The sequence below is a fragment of the Pseudomonas yamanorum genome (assembly GCF_900105735.1).
GTDB lineage: Bacteria > Pseudomonadota > Gammaproteobacteria > Pseudomonadales > Pseudomonadaceae > Aquipseudomonas > Aquipseudomonas yamanorum.
On the sequence record NZ_LT629793.1, the window covers coordinates 4,389,751 to 4,408,234 of the forward strand.

Annotated in this window: 19 protein-coding genes and 4 tRNA genes; 13 read left to right on the forward strand and 10 right to left on the reverse strand. The window is 55.8% G+C overall.

The window, feature by feature from the left end; all coding sequences use genetic code 11:
- The 5 genes from clpB (at position 1) to BLU46_RS20695 (ending at position 3,280) form a co-directional block, all read left to right on the forward strand.
- Entirely contained in the window at positions 1-2,565 is a 2,565-nt protein-coding gene (clpB, locus tag BLU46_RS20675; protein ID WP_063027048.1) for an ATP-dependent chaperone ClpB, read from the forward strand.
- A 300-nt stretch (positions 2,566-2,865) separates the two neighbouring features.
- Positions 2,866-2,941 (forward strand) — tRNA-Asn (locus BLU46_RS20680).
- 10 nt (positions 2,942-2,951) lie between these two features.
- Positions 2,952-3,028: transfer RNA gene (locus BLU46_RS20685), tRNA-Pro, on the forward strand.
- Between the two features lie 5 nt (positions 3,029-3,033).
- Positions 3,034-3,109 (forward strand) — tRNA-Lys (locus tag BLU46_RS20690).
- Between the two features lie 94 nt (positions 3,110-3,203).
- A tRNA-Pro gene (locus BLU46_RS20695) sits at positions 3,204-3,280 on the forward strand.
- A 192-nt stretch (positions 3,281-3,472) separates the two neighbouring features.
- Here the strand turns inward: BLU46_RS20695 and BLU46_RS20700 are convergent.
- From BLU46_RS20700 to BLU46_RS20710, 3 genes are all read right to left on the reverse strand, one after another.
- Entirely contained in the window at positions 3,473-4,771 is a 1,299-nt protein-coding gene (locus BLU46_RS20700; protein ID WP_093204951.1) for an NAD(P)/FAD-dependent oxidoreductase, read from the reverse strand.
- A 60-nt stretch (positions 4,772-4,831) separates the two neighbouring features.
- Positions 4,832-5,005, reverse strand: a complete 174-nt coding sequence (locus BLU46_RS20705) for a DUF3094 family protein (RefSeq protein ID WP_010174986.1) — start codon at positions 5,003-5,005, stop codon at positions 4,832-4,834.
- 89 nt (positions 5,006-5,094) lie between these two features.
- Positions 5,095-5,724: a DUF1780 domain-containing protein gene (locus BLU46_RS20710; RefSeq protein ID WP_008437312.1), complete on the reverse strand. Its 630-nt coding sequence runs from the start codon at positions 5,722-5,724 to the stop codon at positions 5,095-5,097.
- Positions 5,725-5,826: 102 nt separating this feature from the next.
- Between BLU46_RS20710 and BLU46_RS20715 the strand changes: the two genes are divergently transcribed.
- The 3 genes from BLU46_RS20715 (at position 5,827) to BLU46_RS20725 (ending at position 7,261) form a co-directional block, all read left to right on the forward strand.
- Positions 5,827-6,294: an FAD/FMN-containing dehydrogenase gene (locus tag BLU46_RS20715; protein WP_093204954.1), complete on the forward strand. Its 468-nt coding sequence runs from the start codon at positions 5,827-5,829 to the stop codon at positions 6,292-6,294.
- Positions 6,291-6,980, forward strand: coding sequence for an energy-coupling factor ABC transporter permease (locus tag BLU46_RS20720; RefSeq protein WP_063027054.1), 690 nt, complete (start codon positions 6,291-6,293; stop codon positions 6,978-6,980). Before BLU46_RS20715 ends, BLU46_RS20720 begins: the two co-directional genes overlap by 4 nt.
- A 65-nt stretch (positions 6,981-7,045) precedes the next feature.
- On the forward strand, positions 7,046-7,261 hold the full coding sequence (locus tag BLU46_RS20725; protein ID WP_003215917.1) for a hypothetical protein: 216 nt from the start codon (positions 7,046-7,048) through the stop codon (positions 7,259-7,261).
- Here BLU46_RS20725 and yacG read toward each other — a convergent pair.
- From yacG to BLU46_RS20745, 4 genes are read right to left on the reverse strand one after another with little or no spacing between them, the layout of a single operon-like run.
- Positions 7,258-7,458: a DNA gyrase inhibitor YacG gene (gene yacG / locus BLU46_RS20730; protein ID WP_063027056.1), complete on the reverse strand. Its 201-nt coding sequence runs from the start codon at positions 7,456-7,458 to the stop codon at positions 7,258-7,260. The two genes, BLU46_RS20725 and yacG, sit on opposite strands and share 4 nt — an antisense overlap.
- Positions 7,455-8,078: a dephospho-CoA kinase gene (gene coaE / locus BLU46_RS20735; RefSeq protein WP_017477788.1), complete on the reverse strand. Its 624-nt coding sequence runs from the start codon at positions 8,076-8,078 to the stop codon at positions 7,455-7,457. The genes yacG and coaE overlap by 4 nt, the downstream gene beginning before the upstream one ends.
- On the reverse strand, positions 8,075-8,953 hold the full coding sequence (locus tag BLU46_RS20740) for a prepilin peptidase (RefSeq protein WP_373568946.1): 879 nt from the start codon (positions 8,951-8,953) through the stop codon (positions 8,075-8,077). Before BLU46_RS20740 ends, coaE begins: the two co-directional genes overlap by 4 nt.
- On the reverse strand, positions 8,950-10,158 hold the full coding sequence (locus BLU46_RS20745; protein ID WP_093204958.1) for a type II secretion system F family protein: 1,209 nt from the start codon (positions 10,156-10,158) through the stop codon (positions 8,950-8,952). The genes BLU46_RS20740 and BLU46_RS20745 overlap by 4 nt, the downstream gene beginning before the upstream one ends.
- A 201-nt stretch (positions 10,159-10,359) precedes the next feature.
- Here BLU46_RS20745 and BLU46_RS20750 point away from each other — a divergent pair, with 201 nt between their 5' ends.
- Both BLU46_RS20750 and BLU46_RS20755 read left to right on the forward strand, forming a co-directional pair.
- The gene (locus BLU46_RS20750; protein WP_093204963.1) at positions 10,360-10,773 is read left to right on the forward strand and encodes a pilin; all 414 of its coding nucleotides are present in this window, start codon (positions 10,360-10,362) and stop codon (positions 10,771-10,773) included.
- Between the two features lie 86 nt (positions 10,774-10,859).
- Positions 10,860-12,269 (forward strand): O-antigen ligase family protein, encoded by a 1,410-nt coding sequence (locus BLU46_RS20755; RefSeq protein ID WP_063027062.1) that lies wholly within the window; start codon positions 10,860-10,862, stop codon positions 12,267-12,269.
- Between the two features lie 361 nt (positions 12,270-12,630).
- On the opposite strand, the gene BLU46_RS20760 is transcribed toward BLU46_RS20755, so the two are convergent.
- On the reverse strand, positions 12,631-12,924 hold the full coding sequence (locus tag BLU46_RS20760; protein WP_093204968.1) for a helix-turn-helix domain-containing protein: 294 nt from the start codon (positions 12,922-12,924) through the stop codon (positions 12,631-12,633).
- A 195-nt stretch (positions 12,925-13,119) separates the two neighbouring features.
- On the opposite strand from BLU46_RS20760, the gene BLU46_RS20765 reads away from it, so the two are divergent.
- Positions 13,120-13,686, forward strand: coding sequence for a hypothetical protein (locus BLU46_RS20765; RefSeq protein ID WP_093204972.1), 567 nt, complete (start codon positions 13,120-13,122; stop codon positions 13,684-13,686).
- Between the two features lie 503 nt (positions 13,687-14,189).
- Complete coding sequence (locus BLU46_RS33550) at positions 14,190-14,339, forward strand: hypothetical protein (protein ID WP_408003276.1); 150 nt, start codon at positions 14,190-14,192, stop codon at positions 14,337-14,339.
- Between the two features lie 689 nt (positions 14,340-15,028).
- Here the strand turns inward: BLU46_RS33550 and BLU46_RS20780 are convergent.
- Positions 15,029-15,244, reverse strand: a complete 216-nt coding sequence (locus BLU46_RS20780) for a hypothetical protein (protein ID WP_093204975.1) — start codon at positions 15,242-15,244, stop codon at positions 15,029-15,031.
- Positions 15,237-15,626, reverse strand: a complete 390-nt coding sequence (locus BLU46_RS20785; protein ID WP_093204978.1) for a hypothetical protein — start codon at positions 15,624-15,626, stop codon at positions 15,237-15,239. Before BLU46_RS20785 ends, BLU46_RS20780 begins: the two co-directional genes overlap by 8 nt.
- Positions 15,627-16,431: 805 nt before the next feature.
- Between BLU46_RS20785 and BLU46_RS20795 the strand changes: the two genes are divergently transcribed.
- The gene (locus BLU46_RS20795; protein ID WP_093204986.1) at positions 16,432-18,210 is read left to right on the forward strand and encodes an ATP-dependent nuclease; all 1,779 of its coding nucleotides are present in this window, start codon (positions 16,432-16,434) and stop codon (positions 18,208-18,210) included.
- Positions 18,211-18,484: the final 274 nt, after the last annotated feature.

An 18,484-nucleotide genomic window follows, 5' to 3' on the forward strand; every position in this document is an offset into this window, starting at 1 on the left:
ATGCGTATTGATCGTTTAACCAGCAAATTGCAGTTGGCTTTATCTGACGCCCAATCTCTGGCGGTTGGCCTGGACCATTCGGCCATTGAGCCTGCGCACTTGATGCAAGCGCTCCTGGAGCAGCAAGGCGGTTCCATCAAGCCTTTGCTGATGCAGGTGGGCTTTGACGTCAACAGCCTGCGCAAGGAGTTGAGCAAAGAGCTCGACCAACTGCCGAAAATCCAAAATCCTACTGGCGACGTGAACATGTCCCAGGATTTGGCGCGCCTGTTGAATCAGGCAGACCGCCTGGCCCAGCAGAAGGGTGACCAGTTCATTTCCAGTGAAGTGGTGCTGCTCGCCGCGATGGACGACAACAGCAAGCTTGGCAAATTGTTGCTGGGCCAGGGCGTGAGCAAGAAAGCCCTGGAAAATGCCATCAACAATCTGCGTGGCGGCGAAGCGGTAAATGACCCTAACCACGAGGAGTCTCGCCAAGCGCTGGACAAATACACCGTCGACCTGACCAAGCGCGCCGAAGAGGGCAAGCTCGACCCGGTGATCGGTCGTGACGATGAGATTCGTCGCACCATCCAGGTCCTGCAGCGTCGCACCAAGAACAACCCGGTGCTGATCGGCGAACCTGGCGTGGGTAAAACCGCCATTGCCGAAGGCCTGGCCCAACGCATCATTAATGGCGAAGTGCCGGATGGCCTTAAAGGCAAGCGCCTGCTGTCCCTGGACATGGGGTCGCTGATTGCCGGTGCCAAGTTCCGTGGCGAGTTCGAAGAGCGCCTGAAATCCCTGCTGAACGAACTGTCGAAGCAGGAAGGGCAGATCATTCTGTTTATCGACGAACTGCATACCATGGTCGGCGCCGGTAAAGGCGAAGGTTCGATGGATGCGGGCAACATGCTCAAGCCAGCATTGGCGCGGGGTGAGTTGCATTGCGTCGGTGCGACCACGCTGAACGAATACCGGCAGTACATCGAGAAGGATGCGGCCCTTGAGCGTCGCTTCCAGAAAGTACTGGTGGAAGAGCCGAGCGAAGAAGACACCATCGCCATCCTGCGTGGCCTGAAAGAGCGGTATGAGGTCCACCATAAAGTCGCGATCACCGACGGCGCGATCATTGCGGCGGCGAAATTGAGCCATCGCTACATTACCGACCGTCAGTTGCCGGACAAGGCCATCGACTTGATCGACGAAGCGGCCAGCCGCATTCGGATGGAGATCGATTCGAAGCCCGAAGTGCTGGACCGTCTGGATCGGCGCCTGATTCAGCTGAAAGTTGAGTCCCAGGCCCTGAAGAAAGAAGAGGACGAGCCGGCGAAGAAACGCCTGGAAAAACTCCAGGAAGAAATTGTTCGCCTGGAACGTGAGTATTCGGACCTCGAAGAAATCTGGACCTCGGAAAAGGCCGAGGTGCAGGGTTCTGCGCAGATCCAGCAGAAGATCGAGCAGTCCCGTCAGGAGCTGGAAGCCGCCCGTCGTAAAGGCGACCTGAACCGCATGGCCGAGTTGCAGTACGGGGTGATCCCGGATCTGGAGCGCAGCCTGCAGATGGTCGACCAGCACGGCAAGCCTGAGAACCAGTTGCTGCGCAGCAAGGTGACCGAGGAAGAAATCGCCGAAGTCGTCTCGAAGTGGACCGGGATCCCTGTGTCGAAAATGCTCGAGGGCGAGCGCGACAAGCTGTTGAAGATGGAAAGCCTGTTACACCAGCGCGTCATCGGCCAGGACGAGGCGGTGATTGCGGTGTCCAACGCGGTACGGCGTTCACGGGCCGGGTTGTCCGACCCGAACCGTCCGAGCGGCTCGTTTATGTTCCTCGGCCCTACCGGTGTGGGTAAAACTGAGCTGTGCAAGGCCTTGGCCGAGTTCCTCTTTGATACTGAAGAGGCCATGGTGCGGATCGATATGTCCGAGTTCATGGAGAAACATTCCGTGGCCCGCTTGATCGGGGCGCCACCAGGCTATGTAGGCTACGAAGAGGGTGGTTACCTGACCGAGGCGGTACGGCGTAAGCCTTACTCGGTAATCCTTCTGGACGAGGTCGAGAAGGCCCACCCGGATGTGTTCAACGTGTTGCTGCAAGTGCTGGAAGATGGCCGCCTGACGGACAGTCACGGACGTACCGTGGACTTCCGCAATACGGTGATCGTGATGACCTCCAACCTGGGCTCGGTACAGATCCAGGAACTGGTGGGTGATCGTGAAGCCCAGCGCGCAGCCGTGATGGATGCGCTGACCAGCCACTTCCGGCCGGAGTTCATCAACCGGGTCGATGAAGTGGTAATCTTCGAGCCTCTGGCGCGGGATCAGATCGCGGGCATCACCGAGATCCAGTTGGGCCGCCTGCGCAGCCGTCTGGCGGAGCGCGAGTTGTCTTTGGAGCTGAGCCGCGAGGCGTTGGACAAGCTGATCGCCGTCGGTTACGACCCAGTGTATGGCGCACGGCCGTTGAAGCGTGCGATCCAGCGCTGGATCGAGAACCCGCTGGCACAGCTCATCCTGTCGGGCAGCTTTATGCCGGGCACCAGCGTCGAGGCGACGGTGGAGAACGACGAAATCGTCTTCCACTAAGCTCGAGTGGTACTGCTATAAGAAGAGGCCCCGCATTGCGGGGCCTTTTTTTTCGATAGGGCGTTGAACTGTAAGGCAAAGGCTTGTAAAGTGCGCCCCGCAGCAACGTCAGCCCAACGGTTTCTTCTCCCCAAGAAGAAATCAGAAAGAAGCGCAAATCATTGTCTTAAAAGCAATTTAAAGGGTTGACAGGGGTTTTTAAGATTGTAGAATAGCGCGCCTCAGAGACACTAACGTAGCGATACGGAAGCGTCGAAGAGAAGGTAACAAGCAACAACGTAACACTTTGAAATATGTAGTTCCGTGATAGCTCAGTCGGTAGAGCAAATGACTGTTAATCATTGGGTCCCAGGTTCGAGTCCTGGTCACGGAGCCAATTTCAAAACCGGGGTATAGCGCAGTCCGGTAGCGCGCCTGCTTTGGGAGCAGGATGTCAGGAGTTCGAATCCCCTTACCCCGACCATATTTGGGTCGTTAGCTCAGTTGGTAGAGCAGTTGGCTTTTAACCAATTGGTCGTAGGTTCGAATCCCACACGACCCACCATTTTTGAGACCAGTTAACGCTGGAATCGAATCTTAAGATCAGAGGCCAAAAGCGCTGATCGAAGAAGGCGACTGAGAGGTCGCCTTTTTTTTACCGGGGTATAGCGCAGTCCGGTAGCGCGCCTGCTTTGGGAGCAGGATGTCAGGAGTTCGAATCCCCTTACCCCGACCATATTAGAAATCCTCGTATCGAAAGATACGGGGATTTTTTTTGTGCGCGGAATCCTGGCCGCACCACAAAACAAGTGTGGGAGCGGGCTTGCTCGCGAAAGTGGTGTGTCAGTCAGTACATCTGGCACTGAACCACCGCTTTCGCGAGCAAGCCCGCTCCCACACTAACCGAGTCCTATCCGGGAAGGTGCTGTCAGTGCAGTTTCAGGCGCGGCTCAGTGCCTCGCCCAATCTTGCTCCCCAGCATCAGCATCGCTGTGCGGAAGAAGCCATACAGCGCCATCTGGTGCATGCGGTACAGCGACACATAAAACATCCGCGCCAGCCAGCCTTCCAGCATCACGCTGCCTGTCAGGTTGCCCATCAAGTTACCCACCGCCGAAAAACGCGAAAGCGAGATCAGCGAACCGTAGTCGGTGTACTTATACGACGGCAGCTCCTTGCCCTCGATCCGCAGTTTCAGCGATTTGGCCAGCAACGACGCCTGCTGGTGAGCCGCCTGGGCCCGTGGCGGCACATTGCGGTCGGTGCCGGGTTGCGGGCAGGCGGCGCAGTCACCGAAAGCGAAGATATTTTCGTCGCGAGTGGTTTGCAGGGTCGGCAGCACTTGCAGTTGGTTGATGCGGTTGGTTTCCAGGCCATCAATGTCCTTGAGGAACCCTGGCGCACGAATGCCGGCGGCCCAGACCTTGAGGCTGGCCGGAATCACTTGGCCGCTGCTGGTGATAAGGGCGTCGGCCGTCACTTCACTCACGGCGGAGTTGGTCAGGACGGTCACCCCAAGTTTCTCCAGGGTTTTATGCACAGGTCCGCCAATACGCTCCGGCAGGGCGGGCAACACCCGTGGGCCGGCTTCGATCAGGGTGATGTGCATGTTTTCCGGCTTGATCTTGTCCAGGCCATAGGCAGCCAGCTCATGGGCGGCGTTATGCAGTTCAGCGGCCAGCTCGACCCCGGTGGCACCGGCGCCGACGATGGCGACGCTGATCTGCTCCACCACATCCGTCTGCCCGGCGTGGGCGCGCAGATAGTGATTGAGCAACTGCTGATGGAAACGCTCAGCCTGCTTGCGGGTGTCGAGGAACAGGCAGTGTTGCGCCGCGCCCTCGGTGCCGAAGTCATTGGTGGTGCTGCCGACGGCGATCACCAGGCTGTCGTAGTCCAGCACTCGCGCGGGTACCAGTTCCCGGCCTTCTTCGTCGAGAGTGGCGGCCAGCTGGATTTTTTTCTGCTCGCGATCTAGCCCGCTCATGCGCCCCAGCTGGAACTCGAAGTGGTTCCATTTTGCCTGGGCAACATAATTGAGTTCGTCTTCCGAAGAGTTCAGCGAGCCCGCCGCCACTTCGTGGAGCAGGGGTTTCCAGATGTGGGTGAGGTTGGCGTCCACCAGCGTGATGCTGGCGGTGCCGCGCTTGCCCAGAGTCTTACCCAGGCGGGTAGCCAACTCCAGGCCGCCGGCGCCGCCGCCGACGATAATAATACGATGGGTCATGGGGATATCTCGCAAGGCTAAAAGAAATCGGTGCGGTTACCCGAGCGAGCGCAAGGCAGCTCATAGCGTCAGGTAACTCAAAAGGCGGCTCAGCAAACCCAGGCCGATCACTGCAACCAGCACCACGGCAAGGAGCAGCCAGGGCCGGAAAGGCTTGCGCTCGACTTGGTTCTGGGACAGCTGCAGGTACTCTTCGACATGCTGTTGGTCGTCGGGGTTCAGGCGGCTGGTCATAAAGGCCTCGTCAGGTAGACGTAGCTAAAGGGCGCCACGTTACAGTCAGGTGATTGGCGGCATTGCCAGAAGCATAGCCGCTGACCCGATCACAGGCTGATGCCCACATCAAACACTATGCTGCGCCCCAGATTGTTGCGCAAGAAGTCCGGTGCGTCCGGATGCGCGAACAGCACACGGGCAAACGTCGGGCCCACGAGGGACAGCGAGCGCCAGCCCTGGCGCAGGTACTCGGTGGGAGGCGGGAAATGACTGTTGAGGTCCAGTACTTCGCGCTTGAGGCTGGCGAAGGCAATGAGGTCCAGCTCCCCCAGGTCCATCCCGCGTTCTTTATAGTTGTGGGCCTTCTTGCGCAGGGTGGGCGCCAAGCGCAACAGGAATTCGTGGGCGGGAATGCGCCGGGGCTTGGCTTCTCGCCGAACCAGTTGGCTCAGGGAGAACGCGCTGCGCCGCCGCAGCAGTTCGTCGCGCCATTCATCGTTCAGGCGCCGGCCTTCATCGAGTACGAAAAACACTTCGAAACTGGCGTCGCGAAACAACACGTCCGGCGGCTCTTGCCCGGCGGCGTGGAATTCTTCAGCGCGGTAGGGCACGTTCAAGCCTTGTAGCAGGCGCTGGCAGACCCATCGCTCACGCTCCCATTTGCGGGCATTGGACAGGAACGCGTTGGCTTGTTCGGCCGCTACGGTGAGCAGGCGCAAATAATCTGAGTCATCCATGTCACCAGCTTAGCGTCCAAATGATGACCGCAGGAAGTCCCGCGTCAAAAGGTCGGTGTAGACTGGCCATTCGACAGTTTCCCGTGGCATAAGGAGTATGCAGTGAAGTTTTTTGTGGTGCTGTTCTTGAGTCTTTTGCCCGTATGGGCCCAGGCCGTCGAAGTGGGGGAGCGTGTTGCCCCCTGGACCTTGCTTGACCAGTTCGACCAGGCCTACACCCTGGATGACCAGGCGCAAATCTTGCTGGTGGCGCGCAGCATGGACGCCGCCAAAATCGTGGACGCGGCGCTGCAGGGTCAGCCCAAGGGTTATCTGGAAGCACGGCACACGGTGTTTCTCGCCGATATCCAGCGTATGCCCCGGCTGATTGCGAAGATGTTCGCGGTACCGGCCATGCAGGCCTACAACTATCGCGTCATGCTCGACCGTGATGCCCGTGTAACCCCGCGCTATCGAGTACCTGTGGATAAAGTGCTGTGGCTGCAACTGGATCACGGGAAGTTGGTGGCGCAGCACGAATACGATTCCGCCGCTGAACTGCGCCAGGCCCTGGAGCAGGTGCAGCCGTGATCAGCGCAGCGGTGCTGGCGCCGGAAACCCTCAGTATCGGCTGGCTGCTGTATGCGCCGGTGGTGATGTGGGCGCTCCTGCGTTCGCCCTGGGTCGAGCTGTTTGCCGACCGGCGGCGCCAGCACTTGCTGTTTGGCACAGTGTTCGCGCTGTTTATGTTGTGGCTGGTACGCCGGGATTTCGATACAGGGGTGTCCTACCACTTCATCGGCATGACCGCCGTGACCTTGCTGCTTGATTGGCCCCTGGCGATCGTCGGTGGTTTTGCCGCACAGCTTGGCCTGGTGTTGCTTGGTCGCCAGGACCTGGCGGCCGTCGGCATCAACGGCATGCTGCTGGTTCTATTGCCGGTGCTGGTCACCGAAGGTTGTGCGCTGCTGGTGGAACGGGCGAAGCCGCGCAATCCCTTTGTGTATATCTTCTGTTCGGGCTTTTTCGCCGCCGCGCTGTCGGCCTTGCTGTGCTTGCTGGCGGGCCTGGGTTTGCTGTGGTTCGACGGCCGTTTCGCGATGCCGGAGTGGATCGAGGATTTCGTCGGCTACCTATGGCTGATCATTTTCCCCGAGGCCTTTATCAACGGCATGGTGATCAGCGCCCTGGTGGTGTTTTGCCCTGAGTGGCTGGAGACATTCAACCGCACCCGCTACCTCTCGGCGCCCTGGAAGGATGACGATCCGCGGCCTTGATCCAGGTCAAATGCCGCACACGCCAGTGGTCGCATGCTCTGCAAAATTTCCAGGAGCACGGAATCATGAGTGTGTACGAGTGGGCACGGCAGGAGTTACGCAGAAGCCAGGACGCGGCGCAGGAAATCGGCTTTGACCCGGGCTTGACCCTGCGCGCCATGCTCAGTGCGGTGGTGCAGCAGAGCAAGGGCGTGCGCAGTTTTGAAGACCTGGCCGACGAGCTGCAATACCTTGCAGAGAATCTCGACGACCAGCAGGACTATGGCTTTATGCGGCCTTAGTGTTTGGGCTGAAAATCTTCGGAGAACAATTCGTCCTCGGCGTCCGGGCTGACCGGGATCTTGTGTTCTTCCGACGCCCAGGCGCCCAGGTCGATCAGTTTGCAACGGTCCGAGCAGAACGGGCGGTTGGGGTTTTCCGCTTTCCATTCCACGGGTGCGCCGCAGGTTGGGCATTCGACGGTCAAGGGTTGGCTCATGATCGGCCTCCACGCAAAGTAAGGTAAAAGTGGTGCAGTCGCTCGACCTCGGCATGCAGTCGGGCCAAGTCCTGGTCATTGACCAGTACGTCATCGGCATGGCGCAGGCGATCTTCGCGGGTGGCCTGGGCCTTGAGAATCGCCTGTACCTGATCTTCGCTGATGCCATCGCGCTGCAGGGTACGCTGAATCTGCAACGATTGCGGCACGTCGATCACCAGCACCCGCTGGGTCATGGTGTACTGGCCGGACTCGATCAGTAACGGTGACACCAGAATCGCGTAAGGCGATTTGGCACGCGCCAGATGGCTGCGAATCTCCTCGGCGATCAGCGGGTGCAGCAGCGCCTCCAGCCAGAGGCGCTCGCCGGGCACTTCGAAGATCAGCTTGCGCAACGCCCCGCGGTCCAGTTGCCCGTCGGGTCGCAGCACGCTCGGACCGAAGTGCTCGGCAATCTGCGCCAGGGCCGGGCGCCCAGGTTCGACGACCCAGCGCGCGGCGTGGTCGGCGTCGATCAAGTCCACGCCAAGCCGTACGAAGTGTTCGGCTGCCGCGCTTTTGCCACTGCCGATGCCGCCAGTGAGGCCAAGAATCCAGGGTGTTGCAACAGGAGTGGTCATCTGAAACCGACAGACTGCAAATAGAAGTCGGTTATTTGACCACCCCAGAGCAATGCAATCCAGCCGGCAATTGCCAGATACGGACCAAAAGGCATTGGAACCGATACTTGGGATTTGCGCAGGCGCAATAGAATCAGGCCTCCCATCACGCCAACCAGGGACGACAGCAGCAGCGTCATCGGCAGGATCTGCCAGCCGCCCCAGGCGCCGAGCATGGCCAGCAGCTTGAAATCCCCGTAACCCATTCCGTCCTTGCCGGTGATCAGCTTGAACAGCCAGAACACCGACCACAGGCTCATGTAGCCGGCTACCGCGCCCCACAGCGCATCGGGCAATGACACAAAAGCGCCAAAGCTGTTGAGGATCAGGCCCAGCCATAGCAACGGCAGCACCAGCACGTCCGGCAGCAACTGGTGGTCTACGTCGATCAGGCTCATCGCCAACAAGCCCCAGCTAAACACCATTGCCGCGCCGGCCGCCCAGCCAAAACCGAAATGCCAGGCGACAACCGCCGAGATCAACCCGCACGCCAACTCGGTGAGCGGATAACGTGCGCCGATAGGTTGATGGCAACTCGAGCAGCGCCCCTTGAGCAGCATGTAGCTGAGCAGCGGAATATTCTCCCAGGGGCGAATCGGGTGATTGCAGTGTGGGCAACAGGAGTTGGGGCGCATCAGGTTATAGGGCGCCGCGATGGGCTCGGCGGGAAGGCCAAGGACTTCATGGGCCTGGGCTCGCCATTCGCGTTCCAGCATTTTCGGCAGGCGCCATACCAGCACGTTGAGGAAACTGCCGACAATCAGGCCCAGCACCAGCGCGCCAGATACAAACACCCAGGGTTGATAAACAAGAATCTCAGTCAGTGGTGTGCTCAAAAGGCTGTACCGAGTTGAAAGATCGGCAGGTACATGGCGAGCACCAATGCCCCGACGATGCCCCCGAGTACCACCATGATCAGCGGCTCCATCAGGCTGGTGAGGTTGTCCACCAGGTTGTCGACGTCGGCCTCGTAGTGGCTGGCTACTTTCTCCAGCATGTTGTCGAGGGTGCCCGACTCCTCGCCGATCGCGGTCATCTGGATCGCCATGCCTGGAAACAGGCCGCTTACGGCCATGGATTCATTCAGTTGTGTCCCGGTGGATACGTCGTGCCGCATACGATTGATTGCCTGTTTGAACAGTCCATTACCCGTAGCGCCGGCCACGGAATCCAATGCTTGCACCAAGGGTACGCCAGCTGCAAAGGTGGTCGAGAGCGTGCGGGCGTAGCGGGCGATCGCCGATTTTTTCAGCAGTGTGCCTGCCACCGGGGCTTTCAACAAACGGGCATCGAGCCAGTGGCGAAAGCCTGTTGACGAGCGATAGGCTTTGCGCAGTCCGGCGAAACCGGTACCCGCGACCAAAATCAGTACCCACCAGTTGTGCTGCATGAACTCCGACAAGCTGATGACCCCCAGGGTGAAGCCCGGTAGCTGCGCATCCACACCGGCAAACAGGCCCTGGAACTGTGGCACAACGTGAATCAGCAAAATCGCACTGACAAGGGTGGCGACTGCCAGCACCGTCATGGGATAGGTCATTGCCTTTTTGATTCTGGCTTTCAGTTGCTCGCTTTTTTCCAGGTGGGTGGCGACTCGTTCCAGTAGCGCTTCGAGTGCCCCCGCCTGCTCCCCCGCTGCAATCAGGTTGCAGTACAGCTCATCGAAGCAGCGTGGCTGTTTCTGCAGGGCGATAGCCAGGCTACTGCCGGCGGCGATGTCCTGTTTCAGGCTCTGTACCAGCGCCCGCATATGACGGTTTTCGAAGCCATCGGCGATAATATCCAGTGCTTGTAAAAGCGCAATGCCGGCCTTCAACAGCGTTGCCAACTGGCGGGTGAAGAGGGCGATGTCCGCAGGCTTGACCAACGGAGCGAGTCTCGGCCAACCCGCGGATTTTTTGCGTACGCGGCCCGGATTAATGCCCTGTTGGCGCAGCAGTGCCTTGATCAATGCAGGATTGTGACCGCTGGTTTCTCCAGATACCTTGCGCCCTTTGCGGTTGACGCCTTCCCAGGCATAGATCGCTGAAACATCATTCATTTCGCAGTTCCGCACACAGACAGTGGAAGATTTATAGCTTAGTCAGGTGACGGATTCGGGCAGGGCCGCCTTGAGCGAAAAAATGTCAGTTTGTGCGTCTTGTTCAGCATTGGCTGCGCGGGGGTGAGTACACTGGCGCGGTTGCCGAGACGGGGTGCAGGATGCGCCTCGCGATAGGTTTTATTCTGGAGAGTGAATGTGATGCGTCAGAAAGGTTTTACCTTGATCGAATTATTGATCGTCGTGGCAATCATCGGCATTTTGGCCACTATCGGTCTGCCCATGTACACCAAGCACCAGGCCAAGGCCAAATTCACTGCTGGGTTGGCCGAGGTCTCCGCGTTGAAGGCGGGCTTTGAAGACACACTGAACCAAGGTACGCCACCAACCCTGGCGCTGATTGGCGGGACCAGCCCAACGGCCAACTGCAAGATTGACGTGACCGGCGACATCGCCACCGGCGCTGGCACGATTGCCTGTGAAATCCTCGACGCACCCGCGCCGGTCCTGGGCAAAGTCATCACCTTGACCCGTAGTGCGACGTCTGGCTGGAAGTGCACCACCACGGCAGAAGACCAATACGCTGCCAAAGGTTGTACTTCCGGCGGCGCCTGATCCGAAGGTCGTCTACTGTTTACGCAGCAATGGAGAGCGTGTGCGTAAACCGCTCTACAGCCACCACAAGGAAGTAGAAATTGCCGATGACGTTGTCTGTTCAGCAGCGAGGGAACACATTCCTTCTCGTGGTGATGTGTCTGTTGACGCTGGCTATCTGCGCGCCGTTCAGTAGTCATGACTGGCAACGTGCAGTGCAGATATCAGTGGCGCTCTGTGCGGTGGTGTATGGGCTCTGCCTGCCGCAGGCAGAGCGATGCGTCGATAGGCCGACAGTGCTCGGGGTGTGGCTGATTGGGTTGGCGGGCCTGGTTTCGGCGCTGTTGGCCCATCAGCCGCTCTGGGCGTTGACCGAACTGGCGCTGCTCATCAGTTGCGGCGCCATTGCCGTGGCTTTCTGCCGGGCCAGGCGCAATGGAGATGAGTCCCTGGACCGCGTCTTGATCCTGTTCGTATTGCTGTTGTGCATGATTAAAAGTGTTCAATATCTGCACGCAGGTGTCCTCGCCTTTACCAGCGGCGAATCAGTTGTAGACCCCGATTTGCTGTTGTCCGGATTTTCCAATAAGCGCTTCTACGGTCAGTTGCAGACCTTCACCCTGCCATTGCTGGCACTTCCCTTGCTGGTTTCAAACGTCGCTCGTCCAGCGCGGGCCGCGGTGTTTGCGTTGCTCTGTGTGTGGTGGCTGATCGCGATCAGTGGTGGTACCCGCGGCACGTGGCTCGGCATGGGCGTTGCGGGCTTCGTCTTGATGTTTTTGGGGCTGCATGGTCGCCGCTGGGTGGTCTGGCAGTTGGCCGCACTGGCCTGCGGTTTGTTGCTGTACTGGCTGGTGTTCAGCGTGTTGGCAAGGTACCTGGGGATTGAAATTTCCAACGCTGCCGTAGACCGCCTGACTACCAGTTTGTCCGGGCGTGGACCTATCTGGTGGCAGGCCTGGCACATGATTCTTGAGCGTCCTTGGCTGGGGTTCGGGCCGATGCATTTTGCCGACATCGCCAACGACATTGCCGCTCACCCTCACCAGGCGATTCTGCAGTGGGCCAGCGAATGGGGTGTACCGTCGACGCTGTGCGTGATTGCGCTGGTTGCGTGGGCGGGTTGGGCAACCGTGGGTGTGTTGCGTGAGCGTGCGTTGTCATTGGCGCCCGTGGACCTGCTGCGCCTGTGCCTGTTTGCCTCGTTGATCGGCTCACTGACTCAGGCACAGGTGGATGGAGTGATCGTGATGCCGGTGTCGCAACTCTGGCTGGCGCTGGTGGTCGGGTGGCTGATGGCATTGCATATGTGGCGCATTCCATCGGTCGCCCCGGTACTGGCGTTGTACCGCGTGTGGATGGCAGCGAGTGTCGTGGCCGTGGGCGTGCTGGTATTCGTCGCGATTCGTGACGTGCCCCACCTCACGGAGCGCAGCGAGCACTACATGGGCCTGAGCAACGGTCACCTGCAGCCGCGCTTTTGGGTGCAAGGTGTGATTGCCCTCGAAAAGCAGTGAGTTGCCGGACGTCCAAGGCAGTGCTAGCTTTAGCCCACCGCCCGTGTAGCTCAGCCGGTAGAGCAGCGCACTCGTAACGCGAAGGTCACTGGCTTGCTAGACCAAATGTGTGAGAGAAAACCCTATGTAATTCAGTTGCATAGGGTTTTTTGCCATTTACGCATTTTTAGTTTTTTTGCGTAGACCTTTTCTGAATCACACGGCGGTCCTACAGCTCTCAGCTTCGGCCATAGTCAGCCTCTCCAAGACCCCGACACGATCAATCCGCACATTTAATAGGTAACGCTCGTTTCATTGCCGTGCTTAATTGCGAGACAGCACTGGATTATAAAAACGATGCAACCTAATGAGATCGAACAGCTTAGTCGGGCGCTACAAATCCTGCTGCACGAAGCTGTCTCTCAATCTCTTGCAGCGAATGGTGCAGGGGTTCTGATGGTTTCATAAGGTGCATCGCCAAGATCACCGGCACAGCCGCATGTATTTCGAGCCGTTCACAAATCTGGGCTAAAACCGCGATTGACGGTGCTCGTTTACCCCTCTCGATATCGCTTAAGTACTGAGAAGATACGGCCCCAAGAAGATCCTTTTGCGTCAGTCCCTTGCTGAGGCGTAACGCCTGCAATGCGCGGCCGACCGCCTGGTTGAAATCCATCACTCATCACCCAAGCCTAAACCTAGCATTGGACAGAGATGTGGGGTATTTTGGAATCAACGATAGGCGATGTTAAGATATATCTTTAAGATATTGCTTGTGATAGCCAGATGTCTTAGGCGCTTTTTTCCCTAGCGTCGCCGTACCAAGCTATGCGGGCACACTCGGACTCCCTCACATATTGAGTGATATTTAATGGATGACAGAATTGAAGCAGCAATATTTAAGCTGAAAGCAAATGCCGGTGGGGTGGTTTTCACCGGATTCGTTTCAAATGCCGAAATTAAATCTCCGGCAATGTTAACGGGTGAAGTTTGGAGCCACGTGCTTGCTGATGGTTTTGGGGGTTTTGCTGACGGTCACCGAATTGAGACTTCAGATATTGTCCAGATTCATGCCCGTGGCGATAGCTTATGGATTACCACTCAGAGTGGGAGCGACTATGGCATTCTTTCCTTCACGCCTCTTGGTTGGCGTTATTTGGCCGACCTCTACCAAGCTGACCGTCGGCTTGATCCGCAATCCCCAGGAACGCCAGTTTTTCACATGCAATCGCCAACCGTAGAGACATTCGGTTTGGTGAAGAAGCGCTGCGAAGAAAACAAACTCAAATTTGCACCGCTTAGCCGAAAAGCTCGGAAGCACGAGCTATTAGGGCCAGAGGGAGACACAAAATATCTGAAGCGGATGGAGGCATTTGTTCAAGATACGATTGAAACTCTGGAACGAAATGGTGTGACAACTTTTCGGACTGAAGAATGACCGAGCACTCAACGCACCGTAATTTTGTACGATCTTTAATTTAACAGGTGCTCGAAATGGCAAAGCTAGCTGATCTTGAGTCAGATCTTAAGCGCCGCTACCCTGAGGCTTTTCAAGATGATATTGCGCGCCCATTCACATTTAGATGCGGTGAAGGATGGTATGCAATCGTAGGGACACTTTGCTCACTATTATGCGAAGCCAATCAGCGTACGGGCCAGGCCCCGACGCACATGCTTAGCGCCTTTGAGAAAATGGGTACGTTACGAATTTTGGTAACGATCCGTAATCCTCATGCAAACGAATGGATAAGGTTTGCAGAACGACACGCTACAAATACTTGTGAGATTTGTGGAGAAAAGGGCAGGCTTTTGTATATCGATGGATGGCAGCGGGTGCGATGTGAACCCCATACCTTATCCATCCGGCAGTTTGAGGCGGATGAATAGTAATGTGCAGAAAATGCACATTACTAAGTATTATTTTAGAAGACCTACGGTGCCATCGCTAGGGGCATCGGGAAGCCAGGTGCAAGCCAAGCAGTGGGCAACGCAACTGGACAAAATCGCTTAGCCATTATCGTCCACTGTGGTGTTTTCATCCATCATATTCGAGTGTTTGGGAAAATCGACTTTTTCAGCACAATCGGCTAAAAGCTGTCTCAGGACAGCGTGTTAGTATCACGAATTGGCTTTAGCACTTCGATCCGTCGACCAGCTCGATGCTCAGAGAATCACCAGTGCCGACGTTCATTGCTGCTAGGACATCCGGAGCGAGATCGATTATGACATCCTTGCTGCCATCGGCTGGAACCTGACAATCACAGTCGTTTGCAATGAATCACTCATTAGACTCTAGCCCATTCTCGATTGAAGTATTTAGACGATATCCTACGTCTACTAATGTGCGACTGGCAGCTTTCGGCCAGGAGCGGACATCCGAAATCAAGGGGTACTAAAGACGCCCATACATAAATTCCAGTCGCGCAGTGCGGTGCAGATAGATGAGACGTAGAATTCGGACTGCGTTGGAGATGACGCAGTTTACGATGTAAAACTATTTGGCGGGGGAGTTTAGTGGCGGAGCGGTTTGACCGCGTAGTGATGCCTGCATGCTGAAGCATTGCTTTATATTAAAGGTCAGTATCTGATTGGTGTTATTTAATTAGTCCGCTAATTAGTCCGCTATTCGGGAATTTGTACAGAGGGAAAGCCTGAGTTAAAGCTATTTGAGAAGTCTATTAGCTGAAAAAACTGTATCAAGCAGGTTTCATTTAAACGTGTTCTGCGACCATAAGAAACCTAGGGCTGAATAAAATTCCAGCCCTCGGTTTTATCTAGCATCAAAGTTCGTCCAGCTTTTCATAAGCCTTCTTGGCATCTCGGCGATTCTGTCTAATCTGATTAATTACAGCGGCATCGCCATTGCGAAGATTGTTACCGCCAATTTCATTGAAGGTGCTGGTGCCCGTCTCAAAACCATCAATAAATTCCCGCGCTGCTGCTTTGGCGCCAGCTATCGCTGGGTTACCGACCGAATCTGTTTTGACCTCAGCCATTATTTTTCTCCTCTATAGCGTTAATAATTATGGAAGAATAATCGATTACCTCGTGCGCAGGCTCGAACTCAACGGCGACCTTCCTCCACCCTGGAAGCAAATCAACCTTTCCCTTTGGCGAAAATAAAACAACCACTAACTTTTGTTTTGCGAATACTAACGTATGTTTTTGTGCGGACTTTTCAATTAACACAAACTTGCTAGTGGCTGAAAATTTGATTTTCCTGGAAATCAGATAACCTTTGATGTGAGCTATCGTGTCTAACTCCTCAGAGTCATAACCAGGTACGAGAATTTTTCTTACAAGCGCACTTGGTGAAATCTGTTCCGTTTGGACGGATTCGCGCCTAACGTTCCTCGGAAGTTGTACTAAATCGCCCATGATTTATTCCTTGCATGTCACATAATTTCGCGACTACGTCATTTCTCCATACGTTTTACGCTATGTCAAGGCCGGAATGAAATACTTGATGCAAGGCCCATTAGCCATGATCTGATTTTGAGGTTTTTGCAGTATTTCGCCGAAGATCCCAACAATTTGATTTTTGCGTTTACTCCCCGTACTACGATGTGGAGCGGGTTCAGCGCTGGGTTGAAGATGAGCTTGGTGATTTGGTCGGCGGAATCCCGAGCATCATAAGGTCGCTTATCGTCGAGGCTCCGATGCTGGCTGCCAAGGTTGAGACCCAACGAGTGCGGAACGAGCAGGAACGAAAGCGGCACAAGTTAGAGATGGAAGAGTGGAGGCATAAGGAAGAGTAAAAGCGCCGGCTAAAGGCGATCCAGGACAGCCGCAATCGACTCGAATCGGTTCAGACCTGGGCAAAAGTGAACAGCATTCGGGGTTTCTTCGACGACATTGTCCACAAACGAAGTTTCTCGAATCAGGAAAGCGGCAAGCTGTATTAGATCGCTTAGCCCGAGTAAAGAATCTGATCGATGATTTCGACGCTCGGAGCATTTTGAGGGTTGGGATCCACCGGAACTCTAGGTGTTTCTATCACTGGTTAGTACTCGGGAGTTTTGTGCCGTTCGCACGTGAAAAATTTTTCGAGATACTCCGTGCTGATCGACGACTTTTCGGCTCGAAAATCCCTCATCAATAAAGCACACCAGAGAAATGGGTTCTACGCTCCACCTCCAAAGCCCCGGCCCCCCAGAGTCAGGGCAAATCAGGAGAAATCGAAGTGCATGGACTGACCCAGATCCACATTCGGAATTTTCGGGCGTGTAAAAACGTCTCTTTATCCCTAGGCAGCTTTACCCCCCTAGTTGGGCAAAATAACGTTGGCAAATCCACGGTGCTAGACGCAATCCGAATTGTCCTGGCGCCGAAAGCGTTCGCTAAAAATGATGCTTCTGACCCGTTGTTGCCAATAGTCCTCAGCGCCTGTATTTCTGGGATTACTCCGGAATTGATCGCGTTAATTCCAGAGCCAAGACACCGCCTAGCTATTGAGCCCTATTGCGTTAATGGAGAGCTATGGATCCGCACCACAGGCACAGGCACCTCAAAGCCGGTTCAGGAGGTTTGGCAACCTGATGACAAGGATGCCACTGGCATTCCTACCACCTGGCGCGCTTACCCGACAGGACTGCCGTCAGTTGTTTCTGCTCTGCTTCCTGAAGCTCTTCATATTCAAGCCATGGACGATGTGCCGGAGGATTTAGGAAAAGGAAAAGCTGGCAGCACTATTCGCGGGCTGCTCGATGAAATCATGACGCCAATCCTCACAGCACATATCGAAGTCACGCAAGCCTTGGAAGCAGTTCGACGCATATTGAGGGTTGATGGTGATCAGAGATCTCCTGTATTGGCAGGCTTTGACAATAGCGCTACGGCTGCCCTTGGAGAGTTCTTCCCTGGATTGCGCTTGGATTTAGATGTCCCCTCAATCGATGTAAAAGAATTCTTTAAATTGGGAGATCTACACGTTACTGACGAGGCGTCTGGTGACCGTCGACGATTTGATCAGGTGGGGAGTGGCGCACAACGAGCGATTCAGATGGCGCTCATTCGGTTGCTCGCGGATTTGCGCCAAGCCACCGCCCAGGGAATTTCTAGGCGGATGCTGTTGATTGATGAGCCGGAACTTTTCTTACACCCACAAGGAGCCCGTAAGCTTCGAGAAGCGCTTAAACAACTTTCGGTGGCGGGCTTTCAGGTTGTGTTCACTACCCACTCCCCCCTAATGCTCAGCAGGGATAACGCTCCAGATACAGTCATCGTGCGTAGGCATCCCGTTGATGGCTCTGTCGTCCGCGCACAGTTACGCGAAGCGGTTGCTGCTGCAATGGAGGAAGCTCAGGCTCAATCGCGAACTCTTTTCGAGTTAGGCAACGTTGCTGACATCTACTTCGCAGAGAAGGTAATTCTTTGTGAAGGTAAAACCGATCAACGTCTGCTGCCGTTGGTGTACGAAAGGCTTTATGGATCGAGGCCAGAACTTGATCGCATCTGCTTTGTGGCGCTAGGCAGCTGCTCCAGCATCCCTAAAGGCGTTTCGGTGCTCTCAGCTATGGGTATCACCTGTGGAGTGATTGCAGACTTGGATTTTGCTTTCACATACGCCAGGAGTGGTGCCGAGTCTTGGTTATCAAAAGATGGTGAGGATATGGCCAAAGTAAGAGACGTGTTGGCCAGAATTGGAGCAGAGCAAGGTGTGCCGTTGGGTGGGAACGGTCTGCCCGTCAATGCTGGTGGATTGAGAGCGGCGGATACCTGGGCGCTTTTCGCGCAGGACGCGGATGGCCTCAAATTAGCGGAAGCAGTTCACCAAGAGCTTCTGGCCCGAAATACGTGGGTATGGCCTATCGGCTGTATCGAGGATGTATTCGGTATTCACGAAAAAGGCGAAGAAGCCATTCTAGAACAAGAGGATTTTCTACGTGGCGCTGATAGCGCATCAACTGAAGCAAGGGCGCCGTTGCTGAAGGCCTGCTTGGAATGGTTGAGAGCAATTTGATCGGCCAATGAGTAGATTTAAGGGGGCCACGTATCAGTGGCCTTACCTATACAAGCATGCGCCCCCCTGCTCAAAATAGGACTTAGGCCGCTTTGGTGCATGTACTGAGAGCCTTGGGTAATTGCACAGATTTGCCCGCCGTTTGCATTCGAGCTGACCAATCATTTGCATCAGATTTGACTAGCATGATTCACATAGATGACGGGGCAGAAAACGAGCTAATGCTGACGGTGGTGCTTATCCATGGATTTTTGTAATAGGGTTATGGTACCGT